We start from the raw sequence: 17,516 nt of genomic DNA, 5'->3' as shown, positions 1-17,516 counted from the left end.
CGGACAGCCACACCTTGGGCCGCTCCGGGGGCTTACTTTCTTGTGTAAATCTGGTCAAAGAAGCCGCCGTCGGCGAAATGCGCCTGGTCCGCCCTGGCCCAGCCGCCAAAGGCCTGGTCGATGGTGAACAGGTTCAGTTTGGGAAACTGGCTGGCGTATCTGGCGATGGCTTTTTGCGAGACCGCCGGGCGGTAGAAGTTCTTGCCGGCGATGTCCTGGCCCTCTTCGGAATACAAATACCTCAGGTACTCCTCGGCCACGATACGTGTGCCTTTCCTGTCGACGTTTTTGTCCACCACGGCGACCGCCGGCTCGGCCAGGATGCTGATCGACGGTATGACCACGTCGAACCTGGCGCCGAATTCTTTTTCAAGCAGGTAAGCCTCGTTTTCCCAGGCGATCAGCACGTCACCCTGAGCGCGCTGGGCAAAAGTGATGGTGGAGCCGCGCGCGCCGGTATCGAGCACCGGCACGTTGCTGTAGAGCTTGGCGACAAACTCTTTGGCCTTGGCATCGGTGCCATATTTGCGCTTGGCAAACTCCCAGGCCGCGAGGTAGTTCCAGCGTGCGCCGCCCGAGGTTTTGGGGTTGGGCGTGATCACGCTGACACCGGGTTTGATCAGGTCGCCCCAGTCCTTGATGCCCTTGGGGTTGCCCTGGCGCACGGCCAGCACGATGGTCGAGGTGTAGGGCGAGGAGTTGTGTGGAAGCCGTTTTTGCCAGTCAGCCGCGAGCCAGCCGCCGTTTTTGACCAGCGCATCGGTGTCACCGGCCAGCGCCAGCGTGGCCACGTCGGCATCCAGCCCGTCGATGATGGAGCGCGCCTGCTTGCCCGAGCCGCCGTGCGACTGCTTGATGGTCACGTCCTGGTTGGCCCTGGCCTTCCAGTATTTGGCAAAGGCGGCGTTGTACTCCACGTAGAACTCGCGGGTCGGATCGTAGGACACATTGAGCAGGGTCACGGGCGGTTTGGCGGCCGGCGTTTGCGCCAGGGCGGCTCCGGCCGACCCTGTCAGCGCAACGGCTACTGCCAGGCGGGTGGAAACATTCATAAAATGGCGGCGTGTGGTCATGTTCTGCTTTCTGGTCCGGTGCATTTTTTCTATGCGGGTTTGAGTGAGAAGCCGGATTCTGGAAGCGGCAGGCCAAAACAAGAACAAATAAGAATTCAGTTCTTAATACCAAAATCATCTATAACCAGATTCCACGAAAGAAGTCCCCATGGCACGTACCGTCAAATGCATCAAACTGGGCCGGGAAGCCGAAGGTCTGGACTTTCCTCCCTACCCCGGCCCATTGGGCAAGCGCCTGTGGGAAGAAGTCAGCAAGGAAGCCTGGGCAGACTGGATGAAGCAGCAGACCATGCTGGTCAATGAAAACCGCCTCAACCTCGCCGATGCCCGCGCCCGCCAGTACCTGGCCCGGCAAATGGAGAACCACTTTTTCGGCACTGGCGCCGACAAAGTTCAGGGCTACGTTCCCCCAACGGAATAGAGCCCCCACGCTTGTCACTTCGCGAGCCTTCGGCGGTGCGCTGCCCCTTGCACAAAGAAAAAGGGGCCTGCGCCTGCGGCCCGGCAAAGCCGGTTCCGCGGCCCTTGCTTGAAGGGACCGCTATCTCGGTGTCTGACAACACATGCCCGAAGTAATCGAATGGCTGGCCGACGGCACGCCGTACAGCCCGCGTTTTGGCGACCGTTACCGCAGTGAACTCGGCGGGCTGGCGCAGTCGCGCGAGGTGTTTCTCCACGGCTGCGGCCTGCCTGCCGCCTGGGCCGGCCAGCCGCAGTGGTGCATCCTGGAAACCGGCTTTGGCCTCGGGCTGAACTTCCTGGTGACCTGGCAGGCCTGGAAGGCTGACCCGGCGCGCCCGCGGCTGTTGCATTTTGTGGCGACGGAGGCACACCCGGCCGGCGCCGCCGACATGCTGCGTGCCGCCGCGGCGCATCCAGAACTGCTTCCTTTGGCCGAACAACTGCAGGCCCAGTGCTGGGGCCTGCTGCCCGGTGCCCACCGGCTGGTGTTCGAAAGCGGCCAGGTGCTGCTCACCCTGTGTATCGGCGACACCCGGGCGGTGCTGCGCGAGCAGGCGTTTGAAGCCGATACGGTTTACCTGGACGGCTTCAGCCCCGCCAAAAACCCGGGCATGTGGGACCTGCCGACCTTCAAGGCGGTGGCGCGCTGCTGCCGCCGCGGCACCCGCGTCGCCAGCTGGACGGTCGCGCGCAGCGTGCTCGACGGCCTGGTGCAGGTCGGCTTTGCGATAAGAAAAACGCCCGGGCTGCCGCCTAAACGCGACAACCTGCAGGGTGAATTCAACCCCGGCTGGGAGCCGCGCCAGGCCAGCCATTTCACACCGGTTCAGCCCTCTACCTGCATCGTCATCGGCGCCGGCCTGGCCGGCGCAGCCAGTGCCGCCAGCCTGGCGCGGCGCGGCTGGCTGGTAACGGTGCTGGATGCGCATGACACGCCGGCCGGCGGCGCCTCGGGCCTGCCAGCCGGCGTGCTGGTACCGCATGTCTCGCCCGACGACAGCCTGCTGTCGCGCCTGTCGCGCTGCGGCGTGCGCGCCACGCTCCAGCAGCTCCGTGCGCTGTTGCCGGAAGGCGGCGGCTGGCTGGCCAGTGGTGTGCTGGAGCGGCGGCTGGACGGCAGCGGCGGCCTGCCCCCTGACTGGCCGCAAGCCGGCCGCGACTGGAGCGAGCCAGCCAATGCGGAACAACTCGAACAGGCCGGGCTCGATGCGGCTTCAGCGGCCACCTGGCATCACCAGGCCGGCTGGATCAAGCCGGCCCGGCTGGTGCAGGCGCTGCTTGCGCAGTCCGGCATCAGCTGGCGCGGTGGCGTGCGGGTGGCACGGCTGGCACGCGACACCGCGGGCCCGTGGCAGGTGTTCGACACTCAAAAGCAGGTCATCGCGCAGGCCGACCTGGTGGTGCTGGCCGCGGCCAATGCCAGCGGGCTGCTGGTGGACGGCGGCCTGCCGCTGCAGGCGATTCGCGGCCAGGTCTCCTGGGGTCTGCGGCGCGCTGGCGACAACAGCGCGTTTCCCCCCTTCCCGGTCAACGGGCATGGCAGCTTGCTCCCTGCCGTGCCTGTCGATGACGGCGTGGCGTGGATGGCTGGCGCCGGATTTCAGCGCGACCGGGACGACTGCCGGCTCGACCCGGCCGACCAGCAGGCCAACCTGGATCGCCTGCAGACGCTGCTGCCGCACACGGCACAGCAAGTGGCGCTGGATTTCCACGACGGTACAGCGCGGGCCTGGGCCGGCGTGCGATGCGCGTCACCGGACCGCTTGCCGCTGGTGGGCCCGGTCCATCCCCTGCGGCAGCCGGGGCTGTGGTTGAACACGGCCATGGGGTCACGCGGGCTGACGTTTGCCGTGCTCGGCGGCGAACTGCTCGCCGCCCGCCTGCATGGCGAACCCTCGCCGGTGGACAAGCGCATGCAGCAGGCGCTGGCGCCACAGCGCGCCAGCCTGCTCAAACAACGGGTGGCGCCCGCAGACCCGGTGGTTTGAAGCCTTTTCGGGTCCTGGAGCCCGTCGGGCTTACGCAGGCAGCTATATATTGAGTAGCAACTTCTTGAGCTGCCCCGGGTGCAGGGGTTTTCGCAGATAGACCTGCGCACCGGAAAAACGGGCTCGCAAGCCCTGCTGCCAGGCCGGCGCCGTGCCGGTGACAAACAGGTGGGCAATCGCCGGCCGGGTGTGGTCCACCGCCTTGACCAGCTCCCAGGGGTCCATGTCGGTCAGTCCGAGGTCCACCGTGACCAGCAGGTAGGCATGGGTGTTCAGCAGGATCAAGGCCTCGGTGCCGGTGGCGGCCTCATCCACCTCGTGCAGGCCAGAGGCGGCCAGCTTGGCGCGCAGGTAGAGGCGGTCATCGCGCCCCGGGTCCACCACCAGCACCCGCCGCCCCGCCACCGGCAGGGTGCCCGGCTCCAGCGGCAGGGGCTCGGTGGCGTCACCTTCGTCAAGCACCACATCGAGGTCCTCATCATGCGCGAGGTTCAGATCGATCGGCTGCGAGGCCGGGAGTTCGGGTGAAGAAGGCAAAGGCGCCGACAGGAGTCCAAAGGCCTCGTCCATGACCTCCAGAACGGCCGACCATTTGACGGGGGCCGCCAGCACCCGCCAGGCCTGGGCGGGTGCCTCGTCTCCGATCCAGATCAATTTCAGGCCGTCGTGGGCCGGGTTGGCCAGCGCCAGAACGGCCTCCCAGCTGTCGCCGTCGATGATCAGGATATCGGGCGCTTCAATCGCCTCAGCGGTTTGTGCAGTCCAGGCCGAATAAACCACCTCGCGTGACTCCGACAGGCGAAACACCAGGTCCAGCGCCTGACGCTCGGTGCCGCTGAACCCGAAATACTTGACGAATATCCGCTTCAATGCCTCGCCCCTCGTTGTTATTGCCGTGGATGATACGGGGCTTGTCTCCAGTTGTTGCCAAGGGCGTTGCCCCGATGACACGGAATTCAGTGATAAGGCCCGGAAAGCCGCATGAACACTGGGGAATAAGCTTATTCGCATAAGCGAACAACAAATCTGTAGTTTGTTTTCATAAGCCATCGCCCTAAAGTGCCCGGCTTATGCATGATTTTGCTTTTGTGTTCGCGGGTTTCGCCGTCGGTCTCGTGGTGGGACTGACCGGGGTCGGTGGCGGCTCACTGATGACACCCCTGCTGATCTTCTTTTTTGGCGTCAAGCCGCACCTGGCCATCGGTACCGACCTGCTGTTTGCCGCCTTCACCAAGCTGGGCGGCACGGTCGGCCTGGCCCGGTCCCGGCTGGTGGACTGGAAAATTGTCGGCCAGACCGCCGCCGGCAGCATTCCGGCTTCGCTGGCCACGCTGTATGTGCTGCATCTTGTCGGACCAGCCAATCCGGCGGCCCAGGCCGTGATGACCACCACGCTGGGGGTGGCGCTGCTGCTGACGGCGTGCGCCACCTTCTACAAGGCCATCTACGGCAAGGCCGCGCCGCGCCACATTGAACCGGCCGCGCTGGCCGCAGCCACGCAGGCCCGCCATTGGGCCCTGCCGCTGCTGTTCGGCGCCGTGATCGGTGTGCTGGTGACGCTGACTTCGGTCGGCGCAGGCGCCATCGGGGTGATTGTGCTGATGCTGCTTTACCCCGCCCTGCCGCTGCCGCGCATTGTGGCCGCAGACATTGCCCATGCAGTGCCACTGACCCTGGTGGCGGGCTTCGGCCACGCGTCCATCGGCTCGGTCGACTGGCTGCTGCTGGCCAAACTGCTGGCCGGCTCGCTGCCCGGCATCTGGCTCGGCTCGCGCCTGGTCAACAGCACGCCCGACCGCTGGATACGTTCCCTGCTTTCCGTGCTGCTGGCGTATGCCGGCGCCAAACTCATTGCCATCTGACCCTCTGACCTTCTGAATCACCTGATCCTGACCGCCATGTACCAATACACCGAATTTGACCGCCAGTTTGTGAAAGCCCGCGCCGGCCAATACCGCGACCAGCTGACCCGCTGGCAGGCCGGCGAGCTGGCCGAAGACGACTTCCGACCGCTGCGCCTGCAAAACGGCTGGTACGTCCAGCGTTACGCACCCATGCTGCGCGTCGCGGTGCCTTATGGCGAACTTTCCAGCGCGCAGGTGCGCGTGCTGGCCAGGATTGCCCGCGAGTACGACCAGCCCAACGCCGCGCTGTTCAATGACGCGCAGGCCACGCAGGACAAGCTCGGCCCGGTGAACCTCAAGAGCGGCCTGTCGGTGGCGTCCAAACTCACGGCCGGTTATGCCCACTTCACGACACGCCAGAACATCCAGTACAACTGGATCCCGCTCGACAAGTCGGCGGACGTGATGGACCTGCTGGCCAGCGTCAACATGCACGGCATCCAGACCAGCGGCAACTGCATACGCAACATCACCAGCGACGAACGTGCCGGCATCGCGGTCGACGAAATCGCCGACCCGAGGCCTTTTGGTGAAATCCTGCGCCAGTGGAGCACGCTGCACCCCGAGTTCGCCTTTTTGCCGCGCAAGTTCAAGATCGCCATCAGCGGCGCGAAGGAAGACCGCGCGGCGACGGCCTGGCACGACGTGGGTCTGCACCTGATCCGCAATGGTGAGGGAGAGCTGGGCTTCAGGGTCCAGGTCGGCGGCGGCATGGGCCGCACACCCATCATCGGCACGGTGATCCGCGAGTTCCTGCCGTGGCACCAGATCATGAATTACATCGAGGCCATCGTGCGTGTGTACAACCGCTACGGCCGCCGCGACAACATGTACAAGGCGCGCATCAAGATCCTGGTCAAGGCCGAGGGCCAGAAGTACATCGATGATGTCGAGGCCGAGTACCTGCAGATCATGGAGCACGACGGCGGCCCGCACACCATCACGCAGGCCGAGCTGGACCGTGTGACGGCCTCCTTTGTGCCGCCCACGCTCAACTGCGACCGCAAAAGCGCCGACGCCAAGATTGCCAACATCCTGCGCGCTGCCGCCGAGGATGACATCGAGTTCGGCCGCTGGCTCAAGCAGAACGTGGCGCCACACCAGAACCCCGACCTGCGTTGCGTCACGCTGTCGTTCAAACGCCTGGGCCAGGCGCCCGGCGACGCGACGGCCGACCAGCTCGACACCGCCGCCGACCTGGCCGACCGTTTCAGCGCTGGCGAGGTGCGCGTCACACATGACCAGAACCTGCTGCTGCCCTGGGTGCGCTGCGACGAGTTGCCCGAGCTATGGCGCGCCGCGCGCAAGTCGGGCTTTGCCCGCCCCAACATCCGCCTGCTGACCGACATGATCGCCTGCCCCGGCGGCGACTTCTGCTCGCTGGCCAATGCACGCTCCATCCCGATCGCCGAAGCCATCACCGAGCGTTACCAGGACATGGACGAACTGCACGATCTCGGCGAGATCGACCTGCACATCAGCGGCTGCATCAACTCCTGCGGCCACCATCACAGCGGCCACATCGGCATCCTGGGCGTCGACAAGGACGGCAAGGAGTGGTACCAGGTCACCTTGGGAGGCTCCGACGGCTCCACGCTGAGCGGCGCGCCGGTGCCGGGCAAGGTCGTCGGACCCTCGTTTTCTGCCGCCGAAGTTCCCGAAGTGATTGAAGCCGTGCTCGACACCTACCGCCGCGAGCGCGAAGCCGGCGAAACCTTTATCGCCACCTTGCGCCGCGTCGGCATCGACCCGTTCAAAACCGCCGCCCATGGCGCGCGTTTTGCCGCTGCCGCTGTGGCCGCCTGAGGAGAATTGCATGAAACTATTGCCCTTTGCCGACCACGCCGTCATTGAAAACAGCGCCGTCCTGGTGCTGGCCAACGACGCCGACCCGCTGCAGGCGCCGCTGGAAGGCGTGACGCGCATTGACCTGCACTTTCCGAAGTTCACCGACGGCCGCGCTTTCAGCCAGGCTTTTCTGCTGCGTCGCCGGCGTGGCTTTGAGGGTGAAATCCGTGCCACGGGCGACGTGCTGGCCGACCAGCTCGCGCAGATGGAGCGCAGCGGCTTTGACACCGCCGTGCTGCGCGCCGACCAGGACATGGCCACCGCTCAACGCGTGCTGGCCAGCTACCCCGGCTACGGGGTGGGCCGCTACCAGGGCGACGCGGTGCATGTTGCCCCCCACTTTGCAGAGGCAGCCTGACCATGGGTGCCATATCGCTTTACGCCAAGGCCTCGCCCGACTTCGCGCAGAAACTCGCGCGCAGCATTGCGCTCCTGCAATCGTCGGCGCAACAACACTCGCCGCTGACCCAGGCCTCCAGTCTGGGCGCGGAGGACATGGTGGTCACGCACCTGCTCGAGGAAGCCGGCATCAACAGCGGCATCTTTGTACTGGAGACCGGCATGCTGCATGCCGAAACCGTCGCGCTGATCCCGCGCATCGAAGAGCGCTACCTGCGCCATGTCGATGTGTACCGCCCTGATCTGGAGGCGGCCAGTGCCTTTGTGCAGGCCAACGGCAGCGACGCGATGTACAAGAGCCTGGACCTGCGCAAGGCCTGCTGCCACATCCGCAAGATGGAGCCGCTGGCCCGTGCGCTGGAAGGCAAAAAGGGCTGGGTCACCGGCCTGCGCCGCGAACAGTCCAGCGCCCGCGCCGAGGTGCACGACGTTGAGGAACAGGATGGTCGCGCCAAGATCAACCCGCTGGCCGACTGGACCTGGGGCGACGTCTGGCATTACATCGCGCTGCACAACATTCCGTTCAACCCGCTGCACGACCAGTTTTTTCCCAGCATAGGCTGCGCACCCTGCACCCGCGCTGTGACGCTGGGCGAAGACTTCCGCTCCGGCCGCTGGTGGTGGGAACAGGAAAGCGACAGGGAATGCGGACTGCACGTCAGCGCCGACGGTACCCATGAGGCGCAGGAGCCCGCTGCGTTTGAACCGCTGTCCAGCCCGCTTTCCGGTCGAACTTCCAGCATCATCCCCATCCGAGAGATCCCCGCATGAACGCACGCGCCGAACCCCAGCTGCTCAGCAAGCTGAGCAATTCCCACCTCGACGCGCTCGAGGAAGAAACCATTTTCATCCTGCGCGAGGTGGCCGCAGCCTTCGAGCGCCCGGCCCTGCTGTTTTCGGGCGGCAAGGACTCACTGGTCATGCTCAAGTGCGCCGAGAAGGCCTTTGGCGTGGGCCGCATTCCCTACCCTTTGCTGATGATCGACACCGGGCACAACTTCCACGAAGTCACCGATTTCCGTGACCTGCGTGCGAAGGAGCTCGGCGCTGAACTGATCGTGCGCAACGTGGAAGACTCGATGAAACGCGGCACCGTGCGCCTCGCGCACCCCGGCGAGTCGCGCAATGTGCATCAGTCGGTCACCCTGCTGGAGGCCATCGACGAGTTCCGCTTCGACGCGCTGATCGGCGGCGCGCGCCGCGACGAGGAAAAGGCTAGAGCCAAGGAGCGCATCTTCTCGCACCGCGACAGCTTCGGCCAGTGGCAGCCCAAGGCCCAGCGGCCCGAGCTCTGGACCCTGTTCAACACCCGGCTGCAGCCCGGCGAACATTTCCGCGTGTTCCCGATCTCCAACTGGACCGAACTCGACGTCTGGCAATACATCGAGCGCGAAGCCATCGCCCTGCCGTCGCTCTACTACGCGCACCAGCGCAAGGTGGTCGAACGCAACGGCCTGCTGGTCCCGGTGACCGAACTCACACCCGCGCGCGATGGCGAGGAAGTGGTGGAGAAAACCGTGCGTTTCCGCACCGTGGGTGACATCACCTGCACCTGTCCGGTGGACAGCCCGGCCGCCACCGCCGCGGAAATCGTGATCGAAACCCTGGCCGCCGATGTGAGCGAGCGCGGCGCCACCCGCATGGACGACAAGACGTCTGACGCATCCATGGAAAAGCGCAAGAAAGACGGGTATTTCTAGGTCTCCCCCGATGCAGGCTTCGCCTGCTGCTTCCCCCCAGGGGCGGCGCCTGCGGGCCGGCAAAGCCGGACCCGCGGCCCCTGCTGAAAAAGACAAAGTCCCTGGCAACATTATTTTGAGATTGAGATGAACACAAGCACCCACACTACTGATTTGATAGCTGGCGGCGCACAACTGGCGGGCGCTACAGGCCAAAATGACCTGAAATCTGCGCTGAAGTTCATCACCTGCGGCTCGGTTGATGACGGCAAAAGCACGCTGATCGGCCGCCTGCTGGTGGACAGCAAGGCCGTGCTGCAGGACCACCTGGCCGGTGTGCAGCGCGGCGGCGAGACCGACCTGGCCCTGCTGACCGACGGCCTGTCGGCCGAACGCGAACAGGGCATCACCATCGACGTGGCCTACCGCTACTTCGCCACCGAAAACCGCAAGTTCATCATCGGCGACGCGCCCGGCCACGAGCAGTACACACGCAACATGGTCACGGCGGCGTCAAGCGCCGACGCCGCCGTGGTGCTGGTCGATGCGACCAAGCTGGACTGGAAAAACCCGTCCATGGAACTGTTGCCGCAAACCCGCCGCCATTCGCTTCTGGTCAACCTGCTGCGTGTGCCGTCGATTGTGTTCACGGTCAACAAGCTCGACGCGGTGGAAGACCCTGCGCTGGCCTTCAAGAACATCAGCGAGGCACTGACGGCTTTTGCGCGCGCCGCGCAGATCCCGGTCCGGGCCATCGTGCCGATTTCCGCGCTCAAGGGCCACAACGTGGTGGACGCCCGACCCGGCTGGTGCGGCTATGAAGGGCTGTCGCTGCTCCATTTGCTGGAGCACCTGCCGGCCACGCCCGCGGAAAGCACCGAGGCTTTCGCCTTCCCGGTGCAGTGGGTGGAAAAATTCTCGTCCTCCTCGGACACTTCCCAAGGCCGCCGCGTCTTCTGGGGCCGCGTGGCCACCGGCGGAGTGCAGCCGGGCCAGACCGTCACCGTGCTGCCCAGCGGGCAGACGGCCGTGGTGGCCCAGGTGCTGGACCATACCCGTCAGCCCACGGCCGTGCTGGCGGGCCACAGCGCCGGCATCGTGCTGGACCGGGAAGTCGATGTGTCACGCGGCGATTGGTTGCTGGCGGCCGATACCTTTGAACCCACGCGCGAACTGTCGGTCACCATCGCCTGGATGGACGACGAGCCGCTGGTCGCCGGACGTGTTTACTGGGCGCTGCACGGCCACCGCTGGGTCAAGGCCAAGGTCAAACGCATCGTGCACAAGCTCGACGTCAATACCCTGGCCGAGGAAGACGCCAGCGAGTTGCCGCCCAACGCCATTGGCCACATCGAGCTGAGCCTGCAGGCGCCGCTGGCCACCCTGCCTTATGCCCGCTCGCGGGTCCTGGGCTCGCTGGTGCTGGTGGACACGGCATCAAACAAGACCTCGGGCGCCGTGCTGATTCTTTGATCAGGATCAGTCCCGATCAAGCACCCGACTTAACCCTGCTCACGGAATCCTCTTAAAATCGAGGGTTTCCACCGATCCCGCAAGAACAACATGACTCACATCGTTACCGAATCCTGCATCCGCTGCAAATACACCGACTGTGTGGATGTCTGTCCCGTGGACTGCTTCCGCGAAGGCCCGAACATGCTGGTGATCGATCCGGACGAATGTATCGATTGCGCGGTCTGCATCCCGGAGTGTCCGGTCAATGCCATTTATGCAGAAGAAGACGTGCCGGCCGACCAGGTCAACTTCATCAAGATCAATGTCGAACTGAGCAACGCTCCCGGCTGGAAAAGCATCACCAAGCGCAAGGAAGCCTTGCCCGATGCCGAAGAGTGGAAAGACGTCACCAGCAAGCTGGACCAGCTCGTACGCTGAAAACGCATCCAGCCGCGCTTTGCGCGCCCAGCCTCTTCAAACTGAAACTCCGAAAAAGCCTCATGGAACCTCAACTGAACCAGGAAGTGATCAACACGGCTGTCGCGCACGATGGTCCGATAGAAACCGATGCGGTCATCGTCGGCGCGGGCCCGGTCGGGCTGTTCCAGGTGTTTGAACTCGGCCTGCTGGAGATCAAGGCCCATGTCATCGACTCGCTGGCCTACCCCGGCGGCCAGTGCATCGAGCTGTACCCGGACAAGCCGATTTACGACATTCCTGCCGTGCCCATGTGCACCGGCAAGGAACTGACCGATTCGCTGCTCAAGCAGATCGAACCCTTTGGCGCGACGTTCCACTTCGGTCAGGAAGTCAGTACTGTTGAAAAGCAGGAGGATGGCCGCTTTTTTGTGCAGACCTCCAAAGGCACCCAGTTCCTGACCAAAACCATCTTTATTGCGGCCGGCGTGGGGGCCTTCCAGCCACGTCTGCTGAAGGTTGACGGCCTCGACAAGTTTGACAACACGCAGCTGTTTTACCGCGTCAAGTCACCGGCCGACTTTGCCGGCAAAAACCTGGTGATCGTGGGCGGCGGCGACTCCGCGCTCGACTGGGCGCTCAATTTCGCCAAGGACGGTCCGAACAAGGCCGAAAGCGTGATCCTGATCCATCGCCGCGACGGCTTCAAGGCCGCGCCGGCCAGCGTGGCGAAGATGAAGGAGCTGTGCGACAACTACGAGATGCAGTTCATCGTTGGTCAGGTCACTGGCTACGAGGAAAAGGACGGCAAACTCACCGGCGCCAAGGTCACCGGCGCCGACGGCGTGACCCGCGTGGTGCCGCTCGACGTGATGCTGGTTTTCTTCGGCCTGTCGCCCAAGCTTGGACCGATCGCGGACTGGGGCCTGGACATCGAGCGCAAGCAGCTCAAGGTGGACACGGAGAAATTTTCGACCAATGTGCCTGGCATCTTTGCGGTCGGCGACATCAACACCTACCCCGGCAAGAAGAAGCTGATTCTCAGCGGCTTTCATGAATGCGCGCTGGCCGCTTTCGGCGCCGCACCCTTCATCTTTCCGGACAAGAAAATCCACCTGCAGTACACCACCACCAGCCCGAAGCTGCACAAGGTGCTCGGCGTGGAAACACCTGTCTTCGACTGACAAACAGGCACCCTCCCGACAGGCCCGCCACGTGCGGGCCTTTTTGTTGCCTGTCTCTTTTTTGATTAATATCACCCGGGTAATATTGACATTCATGTTTTACCCGGATAATATTCAGCTCATCGAAAAAGAGGACAGGCCGACGATCACGGCAGGTCAGACAGCGCATCCAACTGGTCCCGCAAGAAAGAACATCATGGGAACCCTTCACCTGGTCTTCGGACCGCAAGGCGCCGGCAAGTCAAGTTATGCGCGTCTGCTCACAGACCGTATCCAGGGCGTTCGGCTGTCGATAGACGACTGGATGAGCCAGCTGTACGGCCCCGACCTGCCCACTCCCTTGAACTTTGCCTGGATCATGGAACGCGTTCAAAGGTGCGAGAAGCGCATCTGGACCACCGCAGCAGAAATTGCCGGCACGGGCGGCCACGTGGTGCTGGATCTCGGATTCATGAAGGCCAACAACCGGACTGAATTCCTGTCGCTGGCCAGCGCCGGCCAGCATCCGGCGCAGCTTCACTTTGTCAACGCACCGCTTGATGTCAGGCGCCAGCGTGTGCTCCAGAGGAATGCCGACAAGGGCAACACCTTTTCCTTCGAGGTCACCGCGCCCATGTTCGATTTCATGGAACGCGAGTTCGAGCCGCCCACGGAGCAGGAGCTCGCGAGCGCCACCGTGTTTCATTCACACTGAAAGAAAAACATGACCCCATCGTCCGGCCCCACGGCAAACACCTCCCCGCAGCGGTGCTGCACGGCCTTCGAGGAAAGCCGCCGCATCGCCACCGGCCCCTTGCGCGAGGTCGCCCTGAAGGTAAAGGCCGTCGTCGACCAGGGCCGGCAGAAAACCATCCTGGTGTTTGACGACCTGAGCAGCGAGCTGGTCGAGCTGGACCTGCGCGGCAGCGACGCCGATGTGCTGGCCCGCCTTCAGTCGCCCGGGCTGGCGGAGGGTGGCGATGTCCCGGCCACCCCTGAGCCGGAGGACACGCCGCGCGGCCCGGGCCGGCCCCGGCTGGGCGTGATTGCGCGCGAGGTGACCCTGCTGCCGCGGCACTGGGAATGGCTGGGCAGCCAGCCCGGTGGCGCGTCGGTGGCGCTGCGCAAGCTGGTCGAGGAAGCCCGCCGCACCCACGAGGGCAAGGACCGTGTGCGCCGTGCGCAGGAGGTGGCCTACCGTTTCATGTCGGCCATCGCCAGCGGTCTCCCCGGGTTTGAAGAGGCCAGCCGCGCGCTGTTCGCAGGCGACAGCGCTCGCTTCGACGAGCAGACCCAGGCCTGGCCGGCCGACCTGCGCAACCACGCACAAGGCCTGGCCCGGCAGGCGTTCACGGCGGCTGAAGGAAAGGACGCGGCATGAGCACACGACCTCCGCTGATGTGGAAGGCTTTTCTCGTCTTCCTCGGCCCCATGATGGCCAGCAACATCCTGCAGGGGCTGTCGGGCACGATCAACAACGTTTACCTCGGTCAGATGCTCGGCGTCGGCGCCATGGCGTCGGTGTCGGCCTTCTTTCCCGTGATGTTTTTCTTCATTTCCTTTGTTATCGGGCTCGGTGCCGGAGCCTCGGTGCTGATCGGCCAGGCTTGGGGCGCCCAGGAGCCGGACAGGGTCAAGGCCATTGCCGGCACCGCGCTGAGCGTCGGCCTGTTGGCGGGGCTGGCCGTCGCGGTGTTTGGCGGAACCTTCACCGGCCGGCTACTTACCTTGCTGGGAACGCCGGCCGACATCCTGCCCGGCGCCACTGCCTATGCGCGCGTGATGCTGATCGCCATGCCCGGCCTGTTCGTGTTCCTGCTGGTCACGTCCATGATGCGCGGCGTGGGCGACACACTGACGCCGCTGCTGGCGCTGCTGCTGTCCACCGCGGTGGGCCTGGTGGTGACGCCGGCATTGATCCGCGGCTGGGGCGGCCTGCCGCAAATGGGTGTTGCCAGCGGTGCGTGGGGGGCGGTGCTGTCTTTCACGGTGGCGCTGGTCTGGCTGGCCTGGTACCTGCGGCGCAAGGGCCACGCGCTGGCACCCGACGCCCGGTTTCTGCACCACATGAAGATTGACCGCGCCATCCTCGGAAAAGTCCTGCGCATCGGCCTGCCCACCGGCATGCAGATGGTCATCGTCTCGCTCGCCGAGGTGGCGGTGCTGTTCCTGGTCAACCGTTTCGGCTCAGAGGCCACCGCTGCCTACGGTGCCGTGAACCAGATCGTGGCCTATGTGCAGTTTCCGGCGATCTCCATTGCCATCACGGCCTCCATCCTCGGCGCGCATGCGATAGGCGCAGGCCATGCCACACGCCTGGGCACCATCGCGCGCACGGCCATCATGCTTAACCTGCTGGTGACCGGCGGCCTGGTGTTGCTGGCCTACCTGTTCTCGCGCAGCATCATCGGGCTGTTCATCACCAGCGCGCCAGTCATCGAAACGGCCCAGACCCTGCTGCACATCATGCTGTGGAGCACGGTCATCTTCGGCATGTCGGCGGCCATCTCGGGTGTGATGCGCGCCAGCGGTTCGGTGCTGGTGCCCACCGCGATTTCCATCACCGCCATCCTGGCCATTGAAGTGCCCGTCGCGTGGCTGCTGAGCCGCTACATCGGCCTGAACGGCATCTGGGTGGCCTACCCCGTGGCGTTCACCGCCATGCTGGCGATGCAAACCGCCTACTACCGGCTGGTATGGCAACACAAACCGGTGCGGCGGCTGTGACCCTGCCGCACGTCATGCAGCGCCTGCCGTAGAATCCAGCAGGCGCTCCAGGAGGAGCGCATTCGCTGGGGGTGTTGCCACGCAAGTGGCGACTGAGAAAGTCCCTTTGAACCTGACTGAGGTAATCCTCGCGCAGGGAAGCATGTCCAAGGCGCGGCACGGGGTTTTTCGACCCTGCACGCGCCCTCGCAAGCCGACCTGCCATTGACACAAGGAAACGTTGATGGCCACCACCCTACCCGCTACCCCCAACACCGCACTCACGCCCCTGGCCCAGGGAGACCGTTTGTTCGGATGGCGCGAACACGCCGCGCTCTGGCTCAGCCTCGGTGTCGGGCTGCTGGTCATGCAGATCGGCGCCTACCTGGTGCCGGCTCTCGGCACGCAGGCGGCCCTGGCCGTCATTGTTGTCGGCTCCATTCTCGGCGCCGGCCTGCTGGCCTGGACCGCGAAGATCGGCTGCGACAGCGGTCTGTCCAGCGCCGGCCTGATGCACGCCACCTACGGCAGCAGCTTCGCGCGCCTGCCGGTGCTGCTCAACATCGTGCAGCTGATCGGTTGGACCACCTTCGAACTGGTCGTCATGCGAGACGGCACGGTCGCCATTGCCCGGCAGTCGGGGGCCTTTGTCGCGTCCTTCTGGCCGGTGCTGGCCACGCTACTGTGGGGCGGCGTGCTGATTGCGCTGCTCTCGGGCTCCATGGTCAAGCTGGTGCGCAAATTCATCGGCCGCTACGGCCTGCCGCTGGTGATTGCCTCGCTGCTGTGGCTGACCTGGCAGTTCCTGGGCCGCGCCCACGCGCAAGGCTGGCAGGAAATCTGGAACCGTCCCGGCACAGGCGGCATGAGCACGCTGTCAGCCCTGGACCTGGTGATTGCGATGCCGGTGTCCTGGCTGCCGCTGGTGGCCGATTTCGCACGCCATGGCCGCGACGGCAAAAGCGCGCTGCGCGGCACCTGGCTGGGTTATGCGATTGCCAACACCTGGTGTTACGGCCTGGGCGTGCTGATTGCGCTGACCACCCCGAGCACCGACCTGGTGGCCGCCCTGCTGCTGGCGCAAGGCGGGCTGATTGCCCTGGGCCTGATCCTGATCGACGAGGTCGACAACGCCTATGGTGACCTGTACTCCGGCTCGGTCGCGGGCCACAGTCTCAAACCCGGCTGGAGCCTGCGCCGCTGGGGCATGGCCCTCGCCGTCCTGTGTACCGCGTTGGCGCTGGTGCTGCCCATGCACAGCCTGGAGCCCTTCCTGCTGATGCTCAGCTCGGTGTTTGTGCCGCTCTACGGCGTGATCCTGGCGCGCCTGGGCGGTGCGCCGAATGTCGCTGCGCTGGTGGGTACGAAAAAAGTCAATCTCAGCGCGGTCGTGATCTGGGTGCTGGGCGTGGGCACATATCACCTGTGCGCCCAACTCGCGCCCGAGTGGGGCGCAGCGCTGCCCACGCTGGCCCTGACGTTTGTGCTCGCGCGCGCGACCCGTGCCCGTTCCGGACCGGCTACCGGAGAGCGCGCGCTCAGCCCCGTGGCTTGAGCGGGTTCAAGGGCCTGAGCCGCATGGCCATGGGCGCATGCCCGTGGTTCAGCGGCCCGCTGCCGGCGCCGGTTTTCACCTTGGCACCGGCCAGCAGTGCCGCACGCACATAGGCGCGGGCCATTTCCACGGCTTCCCGCAAGGGCTGCCCCAAGGCGAGTCCGGCCGCAATGGCAGACGACAGCGTGCAGCCTGTCCCGTGCGTGTTGGCACTGTGAATGCGCGGCGCATGCATCCAGTGTTGGTCGCCCGCTGCTGTCAGCAGCAGGTCCATCACCGTGTCGCCCGGCAAATGCCCACCCTTGAGCAGCACCGCGCGCGCACCCCTGCCCAGCAACTCACGGGCGGCCGCTTCCATGTCATCGGCATTGTTCAGTGGCCGGCCCACCAGCAAGGCGGCTTCGTCCAGGTTGGGCGTGACCAGCACCGCGCGCGGAAACAGCTCACGCACCAGCACGTCAATGGCCGGGTTATCGATCAGCACCGCGCCGCTGGTGGCCACCATCACCGGATCCAGCACGATTTTGTCGAGTGCATGGCGCTCTATCGCCTCGGCCACGGCCAGCACAATCTCGGGCGCATGCAGCATGCCGATCTTCACCGCGTCCACGCCGATGTCTTCGACCACCGCGTCGATCTGGTCACGCAGCATGGCCGGCGGCACGCCATGAATGGCCCGCACGCCCTGGGTGTTCTGCGCCGTCAGCGCGGTGATGGCCGTCATGCCGTAGCAGCCGAGCGCGGCAAAGGTCTTCAGGTCCGCCTGGAGGCCCGCCCCGCCGCCGCTGTCAGAACCCGCGATGGACAACACGCGCGGGTACTCGAATTCAAAAGTGTCGTTGCTCATGGAGAAAAGTGTTTCCCGGT

The 17,516-nt window shown here is 64.9% G+C and carries 17 protein-coding genes and 1 riboswitch; of the genes, 14 read left to right on the top strand and 3 right to left on the bottom strand.

Annotated features, from left to right (window positions below; genetic code table 11):
* Positions 1–32: 32 nt before the first annotated feature.
* Positions 33–1,073, bottom strand: a complete 1,041-nt coding sequence (locus PSV33_RS09100; protein WP_300560796.1) for a sulfate ABC transporter substrate-binding protein — start codon at positions 1,071–1,073, stop codon at positions 33–35.
* A gap of 148 nt (positions 1,074–1,221) precedes the next feature.
* On the opposite strand from PSV33_RS09100, the gene PSV33_RS09095 reads away from it, so the two are divergent.
* The gene (locus PSV33_RS09095) at positions 1,222–1,494 is read left to right on the top strand and encodes an oxidative damage protection protein (RefSeq protein ID WP_300560794.1); all 273 of its coding nucleotides are present in this window, start codon (positions 1,222–1,224) and stop codon (positions 1,492–1,494) included.
* 142 nt (positions 1,495–1,636) lie between these two features.
* Positions 1,637–3,523, top strand: coding sequence for an FAD-dependent 5-carboxymethylaminomethyl-2-thiouridine(34) oxidoreductase MnmC (gene mnmC, locus PSV33_RS09090; protein WP_300560792.1), 1,887 nt, complete (start codon positions 1,637–1,639; stop codon positions 3,521–3,523).
* 42 nt (positions 3,524–3,565) lie between these two features.
* Here mnmC and PSV33_RS09085 read toward each other — a convergent pair whose 3' ends face one another.
* Positions 3,566–4,393, bottom strand: coding sequence for a response regulator (locus PSV33_RS09085; RefSeq protein WP_300560790.1), 828 nt, complete (start codon positions 4,391–4,393; stop codon positions 3,566–3,568).
* 200 nt (positions 4,394–4,593) lie between these two features.
* Between PSV33_RS09085 and PSV33_RS09080 the strand changes: the two genes are divergently transcribed.
* From PSV33_RS09080 to PSV33_RS09025, 12 genes are all read left to right on the top strand, one after another.
* A complete protein-coding gene (locus tag PSV33_RS09080; protein WP_300560788.1) occupies positions 4,594–5,385 on the top strand; it encodes a sulfite exporter TauE/SafE family protein in 792 nt (263 codons plus the stop codon).
* A 36-nt stretch (positions 5,386–5,421) separates the two neighbouring features.
* Positions 5,422–7,233, top strand: a complete 1,812-nt coding sequence (locus PSV33_RS09075) for a nitrite/sulfite reductase (RefSeq protein WP_300560786.1) — start codon at positions 5,422–5,424, stop codon at positions 7,231–7,233.
* A 10-nt stretch (positions 7,234–7,243) separates the two neighbouring features.
* Positions 7,244–7,633, top strand: coding sequence for a DUF934 domain-containing protein (locus PSV33_RS09070; protein ID WP_300560784.1), 390 nt, complete (start codon positions 7,244–7,246; stop codon positions 7,631–7,633).
* A 2-nt stretch (positions 7,634–7,635) separates the two neighbouring features.
* Complete coding sequence (locus PSV33_RS09065) at positions 7,636–8,445, top strand: phosphoadenylyl-sulfate reductase (protein ID WP_300560782.1); 810 nt, start codon at positions 7,636–7,638, stop codon at positions 8,443–8,445.
* Positions 8,442–9,374, top strand: coding sequence for a sulfate adenylyltransferase subunit CysD (cysD, locus tag PSV33_RS09060; protein ID WP_300560780.1), 933 nt, complete (start codon positions 8,442–8,444; stop codon positions 9,372–9,374). The genes PSV33_RS09065 and cysD overlap by 4 nt, the downstream gene beginning before the upstream one ends.
* Before the next feature lie 126 nt (positions 9,375–9,500).
* Positions 9,501–10,826: a GTP-binding protein gene (locus tag PSV33_RS09055; RefSeq protein ID WP_300560778.1), complete on the top strand. Its 1,326-nt coding sequence runs from the start codon at positions 9,501–9,503 to the stop codon at positions 10,824–10,826.
* Between the two features lie 90 nt (positions 10,827–10,916).
* Positions 10,917–11,246: a ferredoxin FdxA gene (gene fdxA / locus PSV33_RS09050; RefSeq protein ID WP_293593279.1), complete on the top strand. Its 330-nt coding sequence runs from the start codon at positions 10,917–10,919 to the stop codon at positions 11,244–11,246.
* Positions 11,247–11,308: 62 nt separating this feature from the next.
* Complete coding sequence (locus tag PSV33_RS09045; RefSeq protein ID WP_300560776.1) at positions 11,309–12,409, top strand: NAD(P)/FAD-dependent oxidoreductase; 1,101 nt, start codon at positions 11,309–11,311, stop codon at positions 12,407–12,409.
* 196 nt (positions 12,410–12,605) lie between these two features.
* Positions 12,606–13,103: an ATP-binding protein gene (locus tag PSV33_RS09040; RefSeq protein ID WP_300560774.1), complete on the top strand. Its 498-nt coding sequence runs from the start codon at positions 12,606–12,608 to the stop codon at positions 13,101–13,103.
* Positions 13,104–13,112: 9 nt separating this feature from the next.
* Complete coding sequence (locus tag PSV33_RS09035; RefSeq protein WP_300560772.1) at positions 13,113–13,769, top strand: DUF2239 family protein; 657 nt, start codon at positions 13,113–13,115, stop codon at positions 13,767–13,769.
* Entirely contained in the window at positions 13,766–15,115 is a 1,350-nt protein-coding gene (locus tag PSV33_RS09030) for an MATE family efflux transporter (RefSeq protein WP_300560770.1), read from the top strand. Before PSV33_RS09035 ends, PSV33_RS09030 begins: the two co-directional genes overlap by 4 nt.
* A 57-nt stretch (positions 15,116–15,172) precedes the next feature.
* Positions 15,173–15,271: riboswitch (TPP riboswitch) on the top strand.
* Between the two features lie 67 nt (positions 15,272–15,338).
* The gene (locus PSV33_RS09025) at positions 15,339–16,649 is read left to right on the top strand and encodes a cytosine permease (RefSeq protein WP_300560768.1); all 1,311 of its coding nucleotides are present in this window, start codon (positions 15,339–15,341) and stop codon (positions 16,647–16,649) included.
* Here the strand turns inward: PSV33_RS09025 and thiD are convergent.
* Positions 16,633–17,496 carry a bifunctional hydroxymethylpyrimidine kinase/phosphomethylpyrimidine kinase gene (gene thiD, locus PSV33_RS09020; RefSeq protein ID WP_300560766.1) on the bottom strand — a complete coding sequence of 288 codons (864 nt, stop codon included), beginning with the start codon at positions 17,494–17,496 and terminating at the stop codon, positions 16,633–16,635. The two genes, PSV33_RS09025 and thiD, sit on opposite strands and share 17 nt — an antisense overlap.
* Positions 17,497–17,516 lie beyond the last annotated feature (20 nt).

Source organism: Polaromonas sp. (assembly GCF_029945895.1).
Classification (GTDB): domain Bacteria; phylum Pseudomonadota; class Gammaproteobacteria; order Burkholderiales; family Burkholderiaceae_C; genus Polaromonas.
This window is presented reverse-complemented; position numbering and strand designations above follow the sequence as displayed.

Bases quoted from the DNA above. Each gene is read 5' to 3' on its own strand.
- PSV33_RS09100 (WP_300560796.1), bottom strand. From the start codon at position 1,073: ATGACCACACGCCGCCATTTTATGAATGTTTCCACCCGCCTGGCAGTA.
- PSV33_RS09095 (WP_300560794.1), top strand. From the start codon at position 1,222: ATGGCACGTACCGTCAAATGCATCAAACTGGGCCGGGAAGCCGAAGGT.
- mnmC (WP_300560792.1), top strand. From the start codon at position 1,637: ATGCCCGAAGTAATCGAATGGCTGGCCGACGGCACGCCGTACAGCCCG.
- PSV33_RS09080 (WP_300560788.1), top strand. From the start codon at position 4,594: ATGCATGATTTTGCTTTTGTGTTCGCGGGTTTCGCCGTCGGTCTCGTG.
- PSV33_RS09075 (WP_300560786.1), top strand. From the start codon at position 5,422: ATGTACCAATACACCGAATTTGACCGCCAGTTTGTGAAAGCCCGCGCC.
- PSV33_RS09070 (WP_300560784.1), top strand. From the start codon at position 7,244: ATGAAACTATTGCCCTTTGCCGACCACGCCGTCATTGAAAACAGCGCC.
- PSV33_RS09065 (WP_300560782.1), top strand. From the start codon at position 7,636: ATGGGTGCCATATCGCTTTACGCCAAGGCCTCGCCCGACTTCGCGCAG.
- cysD (WP_300560780.1), top strand. From the start codon at position 8,442: ATGAACGCACGCGCCGAACCCCAGCTGCTCAGCAAGCTGAGCAATTCC.
- PSV33_RS09055 (WP_300560778.1), top strand. From the start codon at position 9,501: ATGAACACAAGCACCCACACTACTGATTTGATAGCTGGCGGCGCACAA.
- fdxA (WP_293593279.1), top strand. From the start codon at position 10,917: ATGACTCACATCGTTACCGAATCCTGCATCCGCTGCAAATACACCGAC.
- PSV33_RS09045 (WP_300560776.1), top strand. From the start codon at position 11,309: ATGGAACCTCAACTGAACCAGGAAGTGATCAACACGGCTGTCGCGCAC.
- PSV33_RS09040 (WP_300560774.1), top strand. From the start codon at position 12,606: ATGGGAACCCTTCACCTGGTCTTCGGACCGCAAGGCGCCGGCAAGTCA.
- PSV33_RS09035 (WP_300560772.1), top strand. From the start codon at position 13,113: ATGACCCCATCGTCCGGCCCCACGGCAAACACCTCCCCGCAGCGGTGC.
- PSV33_RS09030 (WP_300560770.1), top strand. From the start codon at position 13,766: ATGAGCACACGACCTCCGCTGATGTGGAAGGCTTTTCTCGTCTTCCTC.
- PSV33_RS09025 (WP_300560768.1), top strand. From the start codon at position 15,339: ATGGCCACCACCCTACCCGCTACCCCCAACACCGCACTCACGCCCCTG.
- thiD (WP_300560766.1), bottom strand. From the start codon at position 17,496: ATGAGCAACGACACTTTTGAATTCGAGTACCCGCGCGTGTTGTCCATC.